The following is a 17854-nucleotide window of genomic DNA, read 5'->3' on the forward strand; positions in this document are numbered from 1 at the left end:
CATGCGCTGGATCTGGATCGACCGCATCCTCGAACTCGACAAAGGCAAACGCTGCGTCGCCATCAAATGCGTCTCCGCCGCCGAAGACGTGCTCCACGACCACTTCGAAGCCGACAGCAACCGTGCCGCCGCACCCATGATGCCCCACAGCCTCCTCATCGAAGGCATGGCCCAGACCGCAGGCATCCTCGTCGGACACCAGGGCGACTTCAAGGAAAAAGTCATCCTCGCAAAAATCGCCAAGGCAAGGTTCCACGCCGTCGCCCAGCCCGGCGACGTCGTACGGTTCACCGCCAACATCGACCGTTACGACGAGATGGGCGCTTCCACCTCCGGCACCCTGGAAATCCTCGATCCCCAGACCGGCGACGCCACCCCCCTCGCCGAGATCGAACTGATGTTCAGCCACATCGACCAGAACCGCGCCGGCCTCGCCTTCCCCGAAGAAAACTTCGTCTTCACCAGCCAGTTCATGGACCTGCTCGACCGAAGCGGCATCCAGCGACCCAACTGACGCCAACCACAAGCTGCCCGGAGAGGACCGATGGCAAGCGCACGCCTGGGCAGACTGATCAGACTCATCACCCTTGTCCAGTCCGGACAGGCCAAAAGCCCCGACCACCTCGCCGATGAACTCGACGTCAGCCGACGCACCGTCTTCCGCGACCTCGACCTCCTCCGCGAAGCCGGCGTCCCCTGCTACTTCGACGACGCAGGCTACAAAGTCGCCGAACGCTTCTTCCTCCCGCCAGTCAACCTCACCATCCAGGAAACCCTCGGCCTCCTGCTCCTCGGCAAGTCCGCCGAATCCATGCGCGATCAACCCCTGGGCGACCCCGCCGTCGCCGCCATCCGCAAACTCGTCAGCGCCGTCCCCGAACCCATGCGCAGCGCATGCGTCGATGTCATGGACCACGTCTCCTTCACACCCTCCGCCCGCGTGCCGGGCGACGCCGAAAGCCACTTCCACCAGCAACTCCAGACCTGCATCGACGAGCACCGCGTCTGCATCCTCCACTACCAGCCTGCCCGCGCCGACCAGCCCGAACCCGTCGAGATCCACCCCTACGCCCTCCACTTCGCCGCACGGGCCTGGTACGTCTTCGGTTACGTCAAACAGCACAAAGACGTCCGCGTCTTCAAACTCGTCCGACTCACTGACATCGAACGCACCCAGCGAAAATTCACACCCCCAAAAAACTTCCGCGTCGCCGACAAGATCGGCAAAGCCTGGATGCTCATCCCCGAAGGCAAAATCTACAAGATCGAACTCATCTTCCAGCCCCGTGTCGCCCGCAACGTTATGGAAGTCGTCTGGCACCCCAGCCAGCAGCAGGAACTCCTAAAAGACGGAACCGCCCGACTCCGCTTCGAGGTCGATGGCCTCGGCGAAATCGCCTGGTGGATCTGCGGATACGCCGACCAGGCCCGCGTCATCAAGCCCCAAAAACTCCGCCAGCTCGTCGCCGACATGCACACCCGCGCCGCCGCCGGTTACGACGACACATAACCCGCCACCGCCTCCGTCAACGCATCCGTTAACTCCCGCGCCAGCATCCCCCGATCCGCATAACGTGCGACCCAGCTCTCTGCCGCCCGCCCATGCAGATACACACCCAGCCGCGCCGCATTAAACGGATCAAGCCCCTGCGCGATCAGCGAAGCGATCACCCCCGTCAGCACATCCCCAGATCCCCCCGTCCCCATCGCCGAGTGACCGCTCTCGTTCACGTAAAGACGATCACAACTCGCCGCCACCACCGTCCCCTGCCCCTTGAGAACCACCGTCGCCCCCAGGGCCTCCGCCAGCGCCCGCGCCGCGCCTTCCCGCTCCGCCGGATCCGTCCCACTCAACCGAATCCCAAGCGGGTGCGCCAACCGTGCAAACTCGCCCGGATGAGGCGTCACCACCAGCCGCCCCGGCAAAGTCCCCGGCACGAGACATCCCGACGCCAGACGAACCGCCAACGCATTGAGCCCATCCGCATCCAGCACCACCGCCCTGGAAGGATCAGCCAGACAACCCTCCACCAGAGCAATCGTCTCCGCCGTCACCCCCAGCCCCGGACCGATCGCCAGCACCGCCGATTTCTCAGGATCGGCCCGACCAATCGCCGCTAACGCTTCCGACGGATCACCCGGCAGCACCACCCCCGTCGCGCTCGGCTCTAAACCGATCACTTGATGCAGCACCTCACCCGCCGTCGCCACCTTCACCAGCCCGACACCCATCCGAAACGCCGCCCGCGCCACCAGCGCCGGCGCGCCGATCATCCCCACCGACCCGCCCACCACCAGCACCGTCCCGAAAGTCCCCTTGTGTCCATCCGCTGGCCGCGCGGGGAGATCAGGCAAACCAGCAGCCGCAGCGCACCTCTCGCTCATGCCTCATCCGCTTGCTGAGTGACGCCCGCCCCACTCGCCAGCGCATTGATCCGACACGCGATGTACGCCGCCCCAAAACCATTATCGATATTCACCGTCGCCACCCCCGACGCACAACTGTTCAGCGAACTCAGCAACGACGCCAGCCCCTGAAAATGCGCCCCATACCCCACGCTCGTCGGCACCGCGATGATCGGCGCATCAAGCAGCCCGCCCAGCACGCTCGGCAACGCCGCCTCCATCCCCGCCACTGCGATCACCACATCCGCTCGACGAATCTCCTCCACCCGACCCAGTAACCGATGCAACCCCGCCACACCCACATCCGCAATCAGATGCGTCGGATGCCCCAGCGCCTCACAGGTCACCTTCGCCTCCATCGCCACCGGCAAGTCACTCGTGCCCCCCGTCACAATCGTCACCGCCGACCGCGCGTCCACCGTAGGCGGGTCGCCAATCGTCACCGTCCGAGCCAGCTCATCAATCCGCAGCGACTCCGTCGCCTCAAACGCCGACCGCACCAGCGATATCTGCTCCTTGTTGCATCGCGTCGCCAGCACACAAGCCCCAGAATCACGCAGCGTCCGTGCGATCGCCACCAGATGCTCCGCCGTCTTCCCCTGCCCGAAGATCACCTCCGCCGCCCCACACCGACGATCACGATCCAGATCAACCGTCGCAAACCCTAGCGGCCGCGCCTGCAGATCAAGCAAAGCCTGCTTCGCCTCCGCCTGCGTCAGCTCACCGCCCGCCAGCCGACGCAGTATCTCATCCACAGCCGTCGCTTCATGCATGCCTTCATCTTACCCCTTCACCCCGGGCAACACCGCCCGCACCCGCTCCCGCAGCGCTGCCAACGTAGTCTCCGGATACAACCCGAAAAACCAGTCCCGCCGCCCCGCCACCCCGCGATTCGCCAGCCCCCGCCGAACTCGCACTAGCCGATCATCCGCCTCCTCCAGCAGCCCCGCGTGCTGCGCACACAGCAGATCATTGATCGCATGAATCCGCGCAAAGGCCGCCGCCCGATCAGCCTTGCCCGCCAGTCCCTCCATCTTCTCGATCAAACCCCGCTTCTCCCGCACCAGCCCCTCATCCGCATCCTTCGCAAAACGATCCACGTTGTGCTTCAGGTGATGCACCCACCATAGCGCTTTCGGCAGCTCCTCCGGAACCGAAACCGGCACCGGAAAATCCAGGTAAGCATCCGCCGTCACCACCGCCTGCGAAGCCAGCCGCTCCCCCCGCCAACGCTCCCACCACCGCTCCGTGATCCGGTCATACACCGCCCCACCCGTCCCATGCACAAACAGGTCCACCACCGAAGACCGCAGATACCCTGTCAACAACAGCGCCCGAGGCAGCAAGCGCACCACCGAACGATCCACCGCCCCGCCATCCTCAAACACCACCAACGGCTCACTATCCGCCACATCCACAAACACCCGGCGCCGCGGCCTCCCCGCTTCCACCCCCCAAACCGGCAACTCCACCAACATGTCATCCGCATACAACGCCGGCACCCCCGCCTCCGGAAACGCCCGACACGCCTCGTTGTAAGCCCGCATCGCCTCCGGCGCCTCCGCGATCAACCGCCCCAACAACCGCCGATACCCCGGCAGACCCGCCAGATCCGACACGAACAACACCGGCAACGCCTCATGATCCGACCACCGCAACCGAGCCAACAAAGCCGTCATCTGTGCCGCCGCATGAACACCAGGCAGCCCATCCGCAACAGCTTCATCCAACGCCCCAACCCCCAGCCCCCGAAACGCCGCCAACGCTTCCTTACTCGATGGCTTTCGCTGCCCCGTCGGCAACGACAATCCCCGCTCATCACCCACCACCGCCCGCACCGACAACCGCTCGCCAGCCACCTCCGGCACGTCCAGCGACCAGACCGGCTGCGTGTCCTGATCCACCACCACGTGCAACACACCCGCCCCCAGCGACCTCACTTCATCCAGAAACAGGTCCTTCGCCAGAATCCCCGGATGATGAAAAAACGCCTGATGCCCCGTCCCCACCAACGGCTTCTCAAAGTCCGCCGCCAACAGCCGCCCCGTCCCCAACGCCTCCGCGTGCCGATTCACGACCGCCACCAGCGAGCCCAAGTCCTCGCTTCGCTCCCCAGCCGCAAGCACCTCCGGCACGCCAGACACCCGAGTCACCGGAGCAGGCGCGTCCATCAGTCAACCACCGCTCAGACACGGGCTAGGCGTCGACTTCGCCAACGCCGGATGCTTCGTGATCTCATCACGAAACACCTCCTTGTAATGATCCAGCCGCGTCACCGGATCATCCAACGGCCCCCCAAAACTCCGATTCGGATCGTTGTAGATCAGCCGAATCGGCACCTCACGAACACGCAAACCCGCAGCCGCCGACTGCACCCAGAACTGAAGCGGAATCGCATAACCATCCACCGTCAGATCAAAACTGCTCAGCGACGACACCCGATACGCCTTGAACCCGCAGAACGTATCCGTCACCGACATACCCAAACAATCATTCACCCACCGCGTCACCTCGCTGTTGATCTTCCGACGATCCTCAGGCGGCGGGTCCCCGCAAACCTTCACATCCAGATACCGACTCCCCGACAACACATCCGCATCATCCTCACCAATCGCCCGATAGAAGTCCGGCAGACTCGAAGGCTCATGCTGCTCATCACAGTCCATCGTGATCAGCCAGTCATACCGATAGCTCTGCGCCCACCGAAACGCATCCCGGATCGACCGCCCATACCCCAGATTCGTGCGATGCCGAATCACGTCCACCGGTTGCTTCGCCAGCAACGAAGGCGTGTCGTCCGTCGACCCATCATCGATCACCAGGATGTCATCCGCGTACGCACTCACCCTGCTCAAAACAGACGTGACGTAACGCTCTTCGTTGTAGACAGGAATGGCAACCAGCGTTCGGCTCATAAATCAACCTGATAGAAGACCGCGACCAATCACCCCTGCCACGGTCTGACTCTAGGTTCAACCCGCCGGCTTATCCACCACCGTTCGATGAAGCCGAACAAGATCATCGACCGAAAGCTCCTCCGGCCGCTGCGCCGCCCCTACTCCCTCAGGCCACGCCCGATCCCGCCCCAGCACAGACCCCAGCTGCTTCCGCCGCTGCCCGAACAGCCGATGCAGCAGCCCCGCAAACGACCCGAGATCCGACACCGCCACCTCCGCCCGCCGCCGCAGCCGGATCACCGCCGAATCCACCGCCGGAGCCGGATAAAAACACCCGGGCGGCACACGACTGATCAACTCGATCTCGAACACCACTTGCAACAGAATCCCCAGCACCCCGTAAGCCTTCGACCCCGGCCCCGCCAGAATCCGATCCGCCACCTCCTTCTGAATCATCGCCACCCCCAAACCCATCCCAGGCATCCGCTCCGCCAGATTGATCAGCAAAGGCGAAGCAATCTGATAAGGCAGATTCGCCACCAGCTTGAAAGGCTCCTCCCCCAACACCTCCAACATCCGCCGATTCAAACCATGCTTCCCATCCAGCATGTCCCCGATGATGAGCCGAAAACGCTCCCCATCCTCACCAAACCGATCCCGCAGCAACCCTTCCAACTCACCATCAAACTCCACCGCCACCACCCGCGACCCCGCGCCGATCAGCGCCTCCGTCAACACCCCCGTCCCCGGCCCCACTTCCAGCACCCGCTCACCATCCCCCAACTCCGCCGCTGCCACAATCTTCAGCAGATGATTCCGATCCAGAAGAAAGTTCTGCCCCAGCTTCTTCTTCGGACGCAGCCCCGCCCGCATCAACTGCTGCGGGATGCTCAAACGCTCGGGCTCACTCACGCCTCGATCGCCTCTTCCGAAGCCGCCACCGCCTCCAGCCACGCATCCGCCATCAGCTGATGACCGGCCAGCGTCGGATGCACCCCATCCTCCGCCCAGTAAGCCGCCGGAGCCCGTTCCAACGCCTCATCAAACAACCGCTGAAACGGCACCAGCGTCGCATCGAACTCCGTCACCAGCCGATGCACGATCTCACGCCTGGGATCCAGATTGCTACGCATCGGCAGATCCTTGCCCGCGCCACAAGGCAGCACAAACGGCTCGGCCAACACCACCCGCGCCTCAGGCAGCGCATGCACAAACCGATCCAAAATCTCCCGATACCCCGCCTCGAACGCGTCGTAAGCCGTCGGCGAATCCGTATTCGCCGGGCTCAGCCCGTGCCACGTATCGTTCACACCAATGAGCACACTCAGCACCGTCGGACGCAGCGACACCGCATCCTCCTCCCACCGCTCCACCAGGTGCGACATCCGGTTACCGCCAATCCCACGGTTCAACACACGAATCCCCGGACGATCCGCCAGCAACCTCGCCGCCGCCATCCGCACGTACCCCTGCCCAAGCCCATCGGGCTGATTCGGGGCCAGCACATCACGATCACGACCCGCATCCGTGATCGAGTCGCCCTGAAACAGCACCAGGTCATCAGCGTGGAGATGGCTCATGGGTCGCTACGATAGGCACGTGCCCACGATCCGCAAACTACCCCTGCTCCTGATCAACCAGATCGCCGCCGGCGAGGTCATCGAACGACCCGCATCCGTCGTCAAAGAGCTCATGGAGAACAGCCTCGACGCTGGAGCCACCCGCGTCGAAGTCACCCTCGAACAAGGCGGCACCGAGCTCATCCGCGTCCACGACGACGGCCAGGGCATCACCCCCGACCAGCTCCCGATGGCCCTCGCGCCCCACGCCACCAGCAAGCTCATCGACGTCGAAGACCTCGCCGCCATCCAGACCCTCGGCTTCCGGGGCGAAGCCCTCGCCTCCGTCGCCTCCGTCGCCCGGGTCCGCATCACCAGCCGACCCGCCGCCGACCCCAACAGCGAAGGCGCCACCATCCAAAGCGAAGCCGGCCAGGACGCCATCCCGCAACCGACCGCCGCCCCGCCCGGGACCACCGTCGAAGTCCGCGACCTCTTCTACAACGTCCCCGCCCGACGCAAGTTTCTCCGCACCGCCGGCACCGAGTACGGCCACGCCAACGACAACTTCGTGCGCACCGCCATGGCCCACCCCGAGGTCCACTGGACCCTTACCCACAACGGCCGCACCGCCCACGACCTCCCCGCCGCCAGCCGCGCCGATCGCTGCCTCGCCATCCTCGGCCACGACCTCGCCGGCGGGCTCCTCGAGTTCCACGCCCCCGCCCGACCCGAAGGCGCCCAGGTCAGCGTCTGGGGACTCGCCGGCACCCCCGACATCGCCCGCCCCACCGCCCGTTACCAGTACGTCTTCGTCAACGGCCGCCCGGTCCGCGACCGCAACCTCGCCCACGCCATCCGCGAAGCCTATCGCGGGCTCCTCGCCGCCGACCGCCAGCCCGTCGTCGTCGTCATGGTCGAGGTCCCCGCCGACAAGGTCGATGTCAACGTCCACCCCACCAAAGCCGAGGTGCGCTTCCACGAACCCTCCGCCGTCCACGGGGCCGTCCTCTCCGCCATCCGCCAGCGACTCCTCGCCACCGACCTCACCGCGCCCGCCAACTTCAACCGATCCTTCCCAGCAGCAGGTCAGCCCGGCAGTTCTAGCCCCCTCACCCTCACGCCCAACACCCAGGCAGCCAGCGAGCCCGTCAAAGCCTTCGTCGACTATTTCAAGCAGATGCAGCCCGAGCACCGCCAGCAGGTCATGCAGGAAGTCGAGCGCATCGAGCCCAGACCCCACCCCGTAGCCACACCTCAAACAAACGCCGAAGACCTCCACGACCGCCGCAGCTACGGCCGCGCGACGCCCATCCTCCAGGTCCATGGCAGCTACGTCGTCACCGAAGACGACCAGGGCCTGCTCATCGTCGACCAGCACGCCCTCCACGAGCGCGTCATGTTCGAGTCCCTCCTCGACCGCGTCTTCGGCGAAGACAAACCCCTCGAAACCCAACGGCTCCTCATGCCCGTCACCCTCGCCGTCGACCCCTCCGAGATCGATCACCTCGCCGAACTGAGCCCCCTTCTGACCCGAGTCGGCCTGGAAATCGAAGCCATCGGCCCCCGCGCCGTCGCCATCCAGGCCTTCCCCTCCCTCCTCGTCAGCCGAAAGGTCGAGCCCGAACCCTTCGTCCGCTCCCTCCTCGACCTCGCCGCCGCCGGCAAGCTCAAAGCCGACGACCGCACCGCCGAGGAAGCCGCCCTCCACGAAGTCCTCGACCTCATGGCCTGCAAAGCCGCCGTCAAAGCCGGCGACGGCCTCTCCGAAGAGGAACTCGCCAGCCTCCTCGCCAAACGCGAGCAGGTCGAACGCTCCAGCCGCTGCCCCCACGGCCGCCCAACCACCCTCCGGCTGACCCTGACCGACCTCGAAAGGCAGTTTGGGCGCTCCTGAGCCCGCTTTTTCACCCCCGCCAACCCATACCCGGAGGGGTCCGATACTTGACGCCGCCGCTGAGCCGGATACGCTTATCGATTCGCCGAAGTTCATCATCCGAAAGTTCCCTCTGGGGAATCACTGACGGTGCACCTCGACGAGCCCGTGTGTAGAACAACATCGCCCGAAGGCTTTCGATAAGGATCGAGCAGCCCTCCGGGTATCCCAGAACGAGCCCGACGGCCAGGACCCGTCGGCAACCAAGGCAGGACCCGCCATGACGACGATCTCCGCCGGCACCAACACCACCGCCAAGCTCGCGAAGTTTCGCAACTTCGGCGTCTGCGCCCACATCGACGCGGGCAAGACCACCACCACCGAGCGCATCCTCTACTACACCGGCAAGTCCTACAAGATCGGCGAAGTCCATGAAGGCACCGCCACCATGGACCACCTCCAGGACGAGCAGCAGCGCGGCATCACCATCCAGTCCGCCGCCACCACCTGCCCCTGGACCAAGGATGGCGTCGAGTACACCATGAACCTCATCGACACCCCCGGACACGTCGACTTCACCATGGAAGTCGAACGATCCATGCGTGTCCTCGACGGCGCCGTCGTTGTCTTCGACGGCAAAGAAGGCGTCGAAGCCCAGTCCGAAACCGTCTGGCGTCAGGCCGACCGCTACCGCGTGCCCCGCATCTGCTTCATCAACAAGATGGACAAGATGGGTGCCGACTTCACCTTCAGCTTCAACTCCATCGGCGAACGCCTCGGAGCCCCCGCCATCGCCGTCCAGATGGCCATCGGCGCCGGCGACGACTTCGAAGGCGTTATCGATCTCCTCGGCATGCGTGCCTACTACTTCTCAAAGGAAGACCAGGGCACCACCGTCACCGAAGCCGACATCCCCGACAACCTCAAGGACGAGGCCGACCAGCGTCGCCACGACCTCATCGAGAAGGTCGCCGAACTCGACGACACCCTCACCGAGAAGTTCCTCATGGAAGAGGAAATCACCACCGAGGAAATCAAGAAAGCCCTCCGCGACGCCACCATCGCCCTGAAGGCCCACCCCGTCTTCTGCGGGTCCGCCCTCCAGAACATCGGCGTTCAGCGGCTGCTCGACGGCATCGTCGACTACCTCCCCAACCCCACCGAAGTCCCCGAGGTCCAGGGCACCGATCCCAAGGACGCCGAGGTCAAGCTCAGCCGTCCCCACGACAAGGACGCCCCCCTCTCAGCCCTCGTCTTCAAGATCGTCAACGATCAGCACGGCGACCTCACCTACGTCCGCATCTACTCCGGCACCCTCGAAAAGGGAACCCGCGTCCTCAACTCCAACAACGGCAAGCGTGAAATCGTCAGCCGTATCTTCGAGATGCACTCCAAGGATCGCATCGCACGCGAAACCGCCGAAGCCGGCGAAATTGTCGCCGTCGTCGGCCTCAAAAACTCGCAGACCGGTGAAACCCTCTGTGCCCAGGACGACCCCATCGTCCTCGACCGCATGGACTTCCCCGATCCCGTCATCTCCATGTCCATCGAGCCGGCTTCCCAGGGCGACAAGGAAAAACTCTCCAACGCCCTCGCCACCATCCGCCGCGAAGACCCCTCCTTCCAGAGCCACTACGACGAGGAAACCGGCGAGACCATCATCGCCGGCATGGGTGAACTCCACCTCGAGATCATCACGACCAAGCTGACGCGTGACATGAAGATCGGCGTCAACGTCGGCAAGCCCCGCGTCGCCTACAAGGAGTCCATCTCCAAAACCGCCGAAGCCCGCGGAACCCACAAGAAGCAGACCGGCGGCCGCGGCCAGTTCGGCGACTGTACGATCACCATCGAGCCCTTCACCGAAGAGCAGGCCGAAGAAGCCGGACTCGAGTGGAAGGACGGCGTCGCCTTCGAGAACAAGATCGTCGGCGGGGCCATCCCCAAGGAATACATCCCCTCGGTCGGCGTCGGCTGCCGCGAGACGGCCAAGTCAGGCGTCCTCGCCGGCTACCCGCTCCTCGGCGTCAAGGTCTCTCTCACCGACGGCTCCTACCACGACGTCGACTCCTCACAGATCGCCTTCGAGCAGGCCGGCACCCTGGCCTTCAAGGAAGCCTGCCGCAAGGCCGGCCTCCAGCTCCTCGAGCCCTTCATGAAGGTCGTTGTCACGACGCCGGAAGAGTTCTTCGGCAGCATCACCGGCGACATGAACCGCCGCCGGGCCCTGATCGTTGGCGACGAAGAGCGTGGCAACACCCGCCTCGTCACCGCCGAAGCACCCCTCTCCGAGATGTTCGGCTACTCCAACACGCTCCGCGGCATGACCCAGGGCCGCGCCAGCTACGCCATGGAGCCCCTCGACTACCGACCGGTTCCCGCCAACCTCGCCACCCAGATCATGGAAGGCGACGGCAAGGGCTCCAAGTAAACCGAGTCCGTCCGGCATCCAGACCCCTCCACCGAGCCGGCCTTCGCGCCGGCTCGGTTCATGATTGAACTCGCACAACCCCACGGGAACAGATCCACGCCATGAGCCTCCTCACCGTCGCCAACCTGGTCTTCAGCTATGGCGAACGCACCGTGCTCGATGGCGTGAACCTCTCCGTCGCCGCCGGCGAGCACGTCGGCATGGTTGGCCGCAACGGCTGCGGCAAGTCCACCCTGCTCAAGCTCATCGCCGGGATCGAAACCCACAAACCCGAGTCCGGCCAGATCCAACTCGCCAAGGGAGCCACCGCCGGCTACCTCCATCAGGACCCCGTCCTCGACCTCGAAGCCACGCTCATCGAAGAAGCCCGCACCGCCTTCGCCGCGCTCGACGACCTACATAACGAGCTAGGCGACGCCGCAGAAGCCATGGGCCACGCCGAAGGCGACGAACTCGAAGTCCTGCTCAAACGCTACGAGCGCATCGAGCACCGCATCCAGTCCATGGGCGGCTTCGCCGTCGACCACAAAGTCGAAGAAACCCTCATGGGCCTCGGCATGTCCGAGGCCGCTTTCAATGTGAAGGTCAAAGACCTCTCAGGCGGGCAACGCGGCCGGCTCGCCCTGGCCAAGCTCCTGCTCAGTGGCCCCGATGTCCTCCTGCTCGACGAGCCGACCAACCACCTCGATATCGCCGGCCGGCAGTGGCTCGAACGCTTCCTAGGCAGCTACGAGGGCGCGGTCGTCCTCATCAGCCACGACCGCTGGATGCTCGACCGCGTCGTCACCAAGATCTACGAACTGGAACTCGGCCGGATGGTCGAATACCCCGGCAACTACGGTGCCTACCGCGAGCAGCGCGAGCAACGCAGCCTCGCCCAGGCCCGTGCCTATGAAAAACAGCAGACCAAAATCAAGCAGGAGCAGTCGTTCATCGACCGCTACCGCGCCGGCCAGCGCTCCAAGCAGGCTCAGGGCCGCGAGCGCCGGCTCGAACGCTATAAGCGCGACGAGCAGCTCGACAAGCCCATCGAGCTCGACACGATGAAGCTCTCCTTCGCCCCGAGACGCCGCAGCGGCGACATCGTTCTCCGCGCCGAGAACCTGGGCGTCGCCTACGACAACAAGAAACTCTTCTCCGGCATGGACATCGAGGTCAACCGTGGGAAGTGCATCGGCGTCATCGGCCCCAACGGCGCCGGCAAGTCCACGCTCATCCGCTGCCTGCTCGAAGAACAAAGCCCGACCGAAGGCAAGGCCCGCGTCGGGGCCAGCGTCGATGTCGGCCACTTCCGCCAGACCCACGACCACCTGAACTTGAGCGAGACGATCGTCGACTACCTCCGCCGGTTCACCCGCAACGATCTGGAGCAGGAAGCCCGCGACCTCGCCGGGGCGTTTCTGTTCTCCGGCGACAGCCAGGACAAACCCCTGAGCGTGCTCTCCGGCGGCGAGCGCAGCCGCGCGGTCCTCGCCGGGCTGGTTTCCGAGGGCCACAACCTGCTGGTCCTCGACGAGCCGACCAACCACCTCGACATCCCGAGCGCCGAACGCCTGGAAGCCGCGCTCCAGGCCTACGCCGCCGGCGACCAGGGCTACTCGGCCACCGAGAAGAAGACCGGCGAGGGCACCCTGCTGCTGATCACCCACGACCGGATGCTGCTTGATGGCGTCGTCGACAAACTGCTCATCCTCGACGGCGAGGGCGGCTGGGAAATCTTCCCCGGCACCTACTCCGAATACGCCGAGAATCTGGCCCAGAAAGCCGCGCCGGTGGTGGACCAGAACGAGCCGAAACCAACCAAAAACAAGCCGAAACAGGCCAAAACCGAACCGAAAGTCGTTTCAAAGACTGAAAAGACCAAGGGTCAAGACAAGAAGAAATCGAAGAATACGAACCGCAGCCGCGGCAGCATCAGCAAGCTCAGCCAGGAGGCGCTGGAACAGAAAATCGAGGTCCTGGAGTCGAAAATCGCCGATCTCGACGCCCAGCTCATCGATCCCGAGCTGTACAAGGACGCCTCGGCCTTCTCGAAGGTCCAGGATGAGCGCGAGAAGCTGGCCTCGGAGCTGGCCCCGCTCGAAGCCGAGTGGGCCGACCGCGCAGAGGCCACGGCCTGATCCAACAAACCTTGATTCTGTAGGCGGTTAGAGCCCTGCGGGTGCGCGGGGCGGGCTTTTGTCCTCGTCCCAGGGCGTCAATCGCTCGTAGAAGTAGGGCGATCGCGGGTAGGGCTCGTAAACGTAGGGGCGAGCTTCGGCAAAGAGGTTGGCCCGGTTGTCCGCGGCCCAACGGGCCCAGTCGGCGGGTTCCGGGCCGAGGTCCTGGCCGGTCAGCAGGCTGAGGGATCGCTGGGCGGCGGCGGTGACGCCGGCGTCGCGGTCATCCAGCACACCGACAAGCACGTCGAAGACCATCGGCTCGCGGTACTGGCCCAGGGCCTTGGCGGCGGCGAGCCGGACGATGGGCACCTCGTCGTTGCGGGCGGCCTGCATGAGGGCTTCGGTGGATTCGGGGGCGTGGAGCCGTCCGAGGGCCGCGGCGGCTTCCCAGCGGACATAGGCGACGCGGTTGTCGAGGAGGGCAATCATTGCGGGGGCGTCGGAGACGGCGGGTTCGGTCATCAGGGCACGGACGGCGGCGGCGCGGACGGTGGGGTCTTCATCGGTCGTGAGTTCGATCAGGAGTTCGGCGTAACCGGGCTTGCGGACCAAGCCCCGTTTGGCGACCTCCCCGGCGGCGACGCGTCGGGCGTCGGCGTCAAAAGGACTCACCAGCCCGTAGACCGCGGCTGGCGCTCGCTCAGGCAGGCGGTCGGCGTCGGGGCCGATGGCTTCGCGGTCGCTCCGGCAACCATTGAAGCCGAAGAGGGCTAGGCAGAGGGCTGCTGCGAGGACTTTGGGCAGAAGCGGGCAAGCGGTATCTCTCATCGTCTCCTAACATTACCGTCCTTCGCGGGCGGCTGTTTTACCTACAATGCTCGGTTGTACCCTTTTCACGAGATAAGGCAGACCCCATGCTGACCAAGAGCTTCTGGCCGACCTTAGCCTACACGATGATTCTGCTGTTGATGCCGGTGTCGGAGCGTGCTGCTCGGGCGATCGAACTGGACCCGAACCTGCCGGCGTATCAGCCGGTGGAGGGGATTTCCGGGACGATCAAGAGTGTCGGCTCGGACACGATGAACAACCTGATGGCCCTGTGGACCGAGGATTTTCGGCGGATGTATCCGGCGGTGCTTCCCGAGATCGAGGGCAAGGGGTCGAGCACGGCTCCCGCGGCGCTGATCGAGGGCACGGCGAGCTTCGGGCCGATGAGCCGTCCGATGAAGGATGCCGAGATCGATCGGTTTGAGGAGCGCTTCGGCTGGAAGCCGACGGAACTGCGGGTCGGTATCGACATGCTGGCGATCTACGTGAACAAGGACAACCCGGTGGCGGAGCGCGGGCTGTCGCTGGCCGAAGCGGACGCGATCTTTTCGTCGACCCGGAAGTACGGTCACGACGACATCAGCACCTGGGGCGAGATCGGCCTGCGGGGTGACTGGGAGAACGCGACCATCAATGTCTACGGTCGTAACTCCGTGTCGGGCACGTACGGCTTCTTCAAGCAGGTCGTGATGGGGGATGGGGACTTCAAGTCGAGTGTGAACGAGCAGCCCGGGAGTGCCGGGGTGGTTCAGGGGGTGGCGGGCGAGCGTTACGCGATCGGGTATTCCGGGATCGGCTACCGGACGCCTGATGTGGCGACGGTCCCGCTGGCGGTGGAAGAGGATGGGGAACTGATTCCCGCTGAGGAAGAGTATGCCTTGACGGGCGAGTATCCGTTGACGCGTTTCCTGCTGGTGGCGGTGAATGTGGAGCCGAACAAGCCGCTGGACCCGCTTCGTCGGGAGTTCATCCGTTACATCTACAGCCAGCAGGGGCAGGAGGTCGTTCTGAAGAATGGCTATCTGCCAGTGACCGCGGTGATCGCCCGGCGTCAGCTTGGGGCCGCCAACATCGAGCCGGGCTTCTAAGCAGGCTTCGCCCGCGACGACACCGATGGCCCCGGGATCGGGGCTGATGAGCGACAGGCTGCCCCACCCATGCCCAGTAGCAAGCAGTTCACCGGCCGCAACCGGCGAAAAACGACGGGTCTCTCGACCAAGCTGGTCGATCGGCTCGCTCGTGTGCTGATTACCGTTGGGGGCATCGGGACGATCGTGGCGGTCTCGCTGGTGGCGATCTTCCTGGCGTATGTGACGGTTCCGCTTTTCATGGAGCCGACGGTGGGCGGGGCCGAGAGCATCGAGGTGTCTGAGGCCTCGTCGGTGTCGGCGGAGACGCTATGGATCTCGGTCGATGAGTATCAGTTGATGGCGCTGCGGGGGCGGAGCGATGGGGGCTTCGAGGCGATCGATCTGCGTGACGGGGTGATGGCGGCTGAGGAGGTTCCGTTCAGCGGGCAAGCCGTGACGGCGAGCAGCCGGTGGGAGGCCAGCGACACCGTGGTGCTCGGTTTTGAGGATGGGGGTTTTGCGGTGGGGTCGGTCGGGTTTGAGACACGGTTTCTCACGATCGATGAGGCGCCGGCGTCCTGGCAGGCGTTGGAGGTGGGGGAATCGCTGCGGATCGGCGGGGAGATCGCTGAGCGGATCGATGCGCGGCAGCTTCGGGTGCAGTCGCTGAGCGTGGCGTTTGAACCTGCGATCGCGAGTGGTGCCGAGAGCCCGGTGCTGCTGATCGATCGCAACAGCGGCGGCGATCTGAATCAGACGGTGGTCATGCTGACCGAGGCGCGGGATGTGCTACGGTCGATCAGGGTTCGTCGGACGGAGAATTTCCTGACGGGTGAGATCACGCTCCGGCCACGCACGACCGAGGTGGCGTTTGAGGATCGCCCCGAGCGGATGCCTGTGTTTCTGGGGCTGACCGCGCTGGGGGACACGGCGATGCTGGTCTGGGATGACGGGCAGATCGACCGTTACGACCTGAGACGGGGTGAGACGCAGGGGCTCGTGGAGCGGGTTGAGCTGCCGATCGAGGGCAACGCGACGATTGCGCGGATGCTGATCGGCCGCGAGACGCTGCTGGTGGGTACGGACACGGGCAAGGTGGCGGCGCTGTTTCGTACGCGGACCGAGGAGGGCGCTGCGGGCGACGGTTTTCAGCTGCTGACGGCGCACGTGCTTGGTGAGAGTACGTCGCCGGTGCGTTCGCTGAGCACGTCGAGCCGGTCGCGTCTGATCGCGGTGGGCCATGAGGATGGCAAGCTCGAATTGATTCAGGTGACCAGTGAACTGTCGATGCTGCCTGAGGTGAGTTACGGGTCGCTTGACGCGATCGCGTTTGCGCCGAAGGAAGACGGCATCATCGCCTGGAGCGAGGGCGGTCTGGTTCGGTGGACGTTCGACACGCGGCACCCGGAGGCGACGTTCAAGTCGCTGTTTTTGCCGGTGTGGTACGAGGGGTATCCGGAGGCGCAGCATGTCTGGCAGTCGTCGGGGGCGACGGATGCGCATGAACCCAAGTTCGGGCTGATGCCGCTTATCTTTGGGACGTTGAAGGCGACCTTCTTTGCGATGCTGTTTGCGACGCCTTTGGCGTTGCTGGCGGCGGTTTACAGCAGCGAGTATCTGACGCCGGCCTGGCGGGGTCGGATCAAGCCGACGCTGGAGACGATGGCAAGTCTGCCTTCGGTGGTGCTGGGGTTCATGGGTGGGCTGGTGGTGGCGCCGTTTGTGGAGCAGCATCTGGCGGCGGTGCTGGGAGCGGTTGTGGTGCTGCCTATCGCGTTGGTAACGGGGGCTTACCTGTGGCCGCTGCTGCCCGAGAAGCACGGAGGGGCGGCGAGGCGGTTCCGGATGGTCGGCGTGTGGTCGGCGATTGTGATCGGTTTGGGACTGGGGTGGCTGTCGGGCGGGGTGATCGAGTCGCTGCTGTTCTCGGGTGATGTCCGGCGTTGGCTGGATGGTCAGATCGGCAGTGCCTTTGGTGGTCTGTTCCTGCTGGCGCTGCCGGTTTGCTGTCTGGCGTCGGCTTACTGGATGGGCGGGTTGCTGACCGATCGGATGCGCAGCTCGAAGATCGAGAGCAGCAGCGGCGCGGCCTCGGCGAATCTGCTGAAGTGGGGAGCGATTCTGCTCGTAGGGTTTGGTCTGGCGGCGGTGACGGGCTGGCTGATGACCCTAGCCGGTCTGGACCCTCGGCCGGGGGTGCTCGATACGTATGTGCAACGAAACGCGACGATCGTGGGTTTTGTGATGGGCTTTGCGGTCATCCCGATCATCTACACGATTGCTGATGATGCGTTGACGGCGGTGCCGAACCATCTGCGCTCGGCATCGCTCGGTGCAGGGGCGACGCCCTGGCAGACGGCGACCCGGGTGGTGATTCCGATTGCGGCGAGTGGCTTGTTCAGTGCGCTGATGATCGGTCTCGGGCGTGCGGTTGGGGAGACGATGATCGTGCTGATGGCGGCGGGCAACACGCCGGTGATGGACCTCAATCCGTTCAATGGTTTCCGGACGATGAGTGCGAACATCGCCGTCGAGTTGCCCGAGGCGGTGCGTGACTCGACGCATTACCGAACGCTCTTCCTTGCGGCTTTGTTGCTGTTTCTGATGACCTTCGTGCTCAACACGGTCGCTGAGATCGTGCGGGCGCGTTTCCGGAAGCGAGCGCAGGTGCTGTGAGTAGCCCGA

At 64.7% G+C, this 17854-nt stretch carries 14 protein-coding genes; 7 read left to right on the forward strand and 7 right to left on the reverse strand.

The features are described from left to right. Position 1: 1 nt before the first annotated feature. Together ACQZAB_RS12525 and ACQZAB_RS12530 are read left to right on the forward strand one after the other, a co-directional pair. Positions 2-514: a beta-hydroxyacyl-ACP dehydratase gene (locus ACQZAB_RS12525; RefSeq protein ID WP_428389862.1), complete on the forward strand. Its 513-nt coding sequence runs from the start codon at positions 2-4 to the stop codon at positions 512-514. Between the two features lie 30 nt (positions 515-544). Beyond that, positions 545-1510, forward strand: a complete 966-nt coding sequence (locus tag ACQZAB_RS12530; protein ID WP_428389863.1) for a helix-turn-helix transcriptional regulator — start codon at positions 545-547, stop codon at positions 1508-1510. On the opposite strand, the gene ACQZAB_RS12535 is transcribed toward ACQZAB_RS12530, so the two are convergent. From ACQZAB_RS12535 to ACQZAB_RS12560, 6 genes are read right to left on the reverse strand one after another with little or no spacing between them, the layout of a single operon-like run. Further along, positions 1495-2385 carry an NAD(P)H-hydrate dehydratase gene (locus ACQZAB_RS12535; protein ID WP_428389864.1) on the reverse strand — a complete coding sequence of 297 codons (891 nt, stop codon included), beginning with the start codon at positions 2383-2385 and terminating at the stop codon, positions 1495-1497. The two genes, ACQZAB_RS12530 and ACQZAB_RS12535, sit on opposite strands and share 16 nt — an antisense overlap. Further along, positions 2382-3179, reverse strand: coding sequence for a nickel pincer cofactor biosynthesis protein LarB (gene larB / locus ACQZAB_RS12540; protein ID WP_428389865.1), 798 nt, complete (start codon positions 3177-3179; stop codon positions 2382-2384). Before larB ends, ACQZAB_RS12535 begins: the two co-directional genes overlap by 4 nt. A 9-nt stretch (positions 3180-3188) precedes the next feature. Beyond that, positions 3189-4577 (reverse strand): hypothetical protein, encoded by a 1389-nt coding sequence (locus ACQZAB_RS12545; protein WP_428389866.1) that lies wholly within the window; start codon positions 4575-4577, stop codon positions 3189-3191. 3 nt (positions 4578-4580) lie between these two features. Continuing rightward, the gene (locus ACQZAB_RS12550; protein WP_428389867.1) at positions 4581-5321 is read right to left on the reverse strand and encodes a glycosyltransferase family 2 protein; all 741 of its coding nucleotides are present in this window, start codon (positions 5319-5321) and stop codon (positions 4581-4583) included. Positions 5322-5378: 57 nt separating this feature from the next. Continuing rightward, complete coding sequence (rsmA, locus tag ACQZAB_RS12555; RefSeq protein ID WP_428389868.1) at positions 5379-6215, reverse strand: 16S rRNA (adenine(1518)-N(6)/adenine(1519)-N(6))-dimethyltransferase RsmA; 837 nt, start codon at positions 6213-6215, stop codon at positions 5379-5381. Next, positions 6212-6883, reverse strand: a complete 672-nt coding sequence (locus ACQZAB_RS12560; RefSeq protein WP_428389869.1) for an SGNH/GDSL hydrolase family protein — start codon at positions 6881-6883, stop codon at positions 6212-6214. The genes rsmA and ACQZAB_RS12560 overlap by 4 nt, the downstream gene beginning before the upstream one ends. Positions 6884-6902: 19 nt before the next feature. On the opposite strand from ACQZAB_RS12560, the gene mutL reads away from it, so the two are divergent. From mutL to ACQZAB_RS12575, 3 genes are all read left to right on the forward strand, one after another. Further along, positions 6903-8759 carry a DNA mismatch repair endonuclease MutL gene (gene mutL, locus ACQZAB_RS12565; protein WP_428389870.1) on the forward strand — a complete coding sequence of 619 codons (1857 nt, stop codon included), beginning with the start codon at positions 6903-6905 and terminating at the stop codon, positions 8757-8759. Between the two features lie 259 nt (positions 8760-9018). Then, positions 9019-11169, forward strand: coding sequence for an elongation factor G (gene fusA, locus ACQZAB_RS12570; RefSeq protein ID WP_428389871.1), 2151 nt, complete (start codon positions 9019-9021; stop codon positions 11167-11169). 101 nt (positions 11170-11270) lie between these two features. Beyond that, a complete protein-coding gene (locus tag ACQZAB_RS12575; protein WP_428389872.1) occupies positions 11271-13289 on the forward strand; it encodes an ABC-F family ATP-binding cassette domain-containing protein in 2019 nt (672 codons plus the stop codon). A 27-nt stretch (positions 13290-13316) separates the two neighbouring features. Here the strand turns inward: ACQZAB_RS12575 and ACQZAB_RS12580 are convergent, their stop codons facing one another. After that, positions 13317-14099: a HEAT repeat domain-containing protein gene (locus ACQZAB_RS12580; protein WP_428389873.1), complete on the reverse strand. Its 783-nt coding sequence runs from the start codon at positions 14097-14099 to the stop codon at positions 13317-13319. Positions 14100-14185: 86 nt separating this feature from the next. Here ACQZAB_RS12580 and ACQZAB_RS12585 point away from each other — a divergent pair, with 86 nt between their 5' ends. Then, positions 14186-15187 (forward strand): PstS family phosphate ABC transporter substrate-binding protein, encoded by a 1002-nt coding sequence (locus ACQZAB_RS12585; RefSeq protein ID WP_428389874.1) that lies wholly within the window; start codon positions 14186-14188, stop codon positions 15185-15187. A 69-nt stretch (positions 15188-15256) separates the two neighbouring features. Next, positions 15257-17845 carry an ABC transporter permease subunit gene (locus ACQZAB_RS12590; protein WP_428389875.1) on the forward strand — a complete coding sequence of 863 codons (2589 nt, stop codon included), beginning with the start codon at positions 15257-15259 and terminating at the stop codon, positions 17843-17845. The last annotated feature ends 9 nt before the right edge of the window (positions 17846-17854 follow it).

It is taken from the genome of Mucisphaera sp. (assembly GCF_965279675.1).
Classification (GTDB): Bacteria; Planctomycetota; Phycisphaerae; order Phycisphaerales; family Phycisphaeraceae; genus Mucisphaera.

What these genes read in the sequence shown, in the direction of transcription:
- ACQZAB_RS12525 (WP_428389862.1), top strand. Translation starts at nt 2, where the DNA reads ATGCGCTGGATCTGGATCGACCGCATCCTCGAACTCGACAAAGGCAAA.
- ACQZAB_RS12530 (WP_428389863.1), top strand. Translation starts at nt 545, where the DNA reads ATGGCAAGCGCACGCCTGGGCAGACTGATCAGACTCATCACCCTTGTC.
- ACQZAB_RS12535 (WP_428389864.1), bottom strand. Translation starts at nt 2,385, where the DNA reads ATGAGCGAGAGGTGCGCTGCGGCTGCTGGTTTGCCTGATCTCCCCGCG.
- larB (WP_428389865.1), bottom strand. Translation starts at nt 3,179, where the DNA reads ATGCATGAAGCGACGGCTGTGGATGAGATACTGCGTCGGCTGGCGGGC.
- ACQZAB_RS12545 (WP_428389866.1), bottom strand. Translation starts at nt 4,577, where the DNA reads ATGGACGCGCCTGCTCCGGTGACTCGGGTGTCTGGCGTGCCGGAGGTG.
- ACQZAB_RS12550 (WP_428389867.1), bottom strand. Translation starts at nt 5,321, where the DNA reads ATGAGCCGAACGCTGGTTGCCATTCCTGTCTACAACGAAGAGCGTTAC.
- ACQZAB_RS12560 (WP_428389869.1), bottom strand. Translation starts at nt 6,883, where the DNA reads ATGAGCCATCTCCACGCTGATGACCTGGTGCTGTTTCAGGGCGACTCG.
- fusA (WP_428389871.1), top strand. Translation starts at nt 9,019, where the DNA reads ATGACGACGATCTCCGCCGGCACCAACACCACCGCCAAGCTCGCGAAG.
- ACQZAB_RS12575 (WP_428389872.1), top strand. Translation starts at nt 11,271, where the DNA reads ATGAGCCTCCTCACCGTCGCCAACCTGGTCTTCAGCTATGGCGAACGC.
- ACQZAB_RS12580 (WP_428389873.1), bottom strand. Translation starts at nt 14,099, where the DNA reads ATGAGAGATACCGCTTGCCCGCTTCTGCCCAAAGTCCTCGCAGCAGCC.
- ACQZAB_RS12585 (WP_428389874.1), top strand. Translation starts at nt 14,186, where the DNA reads ATGCTGACCAAGAGCTTCTGGCCGACCTTAGCCTACACGATGATTCTG.
- ACQZAB_RS12590 (WP_428389875.1), top strand. Translation starts at nt 15,257, where the DNA reads ATGCCCAGTAGCAAGCAGTTCACCGGCCGCAACCGGCGAAAAACGACG.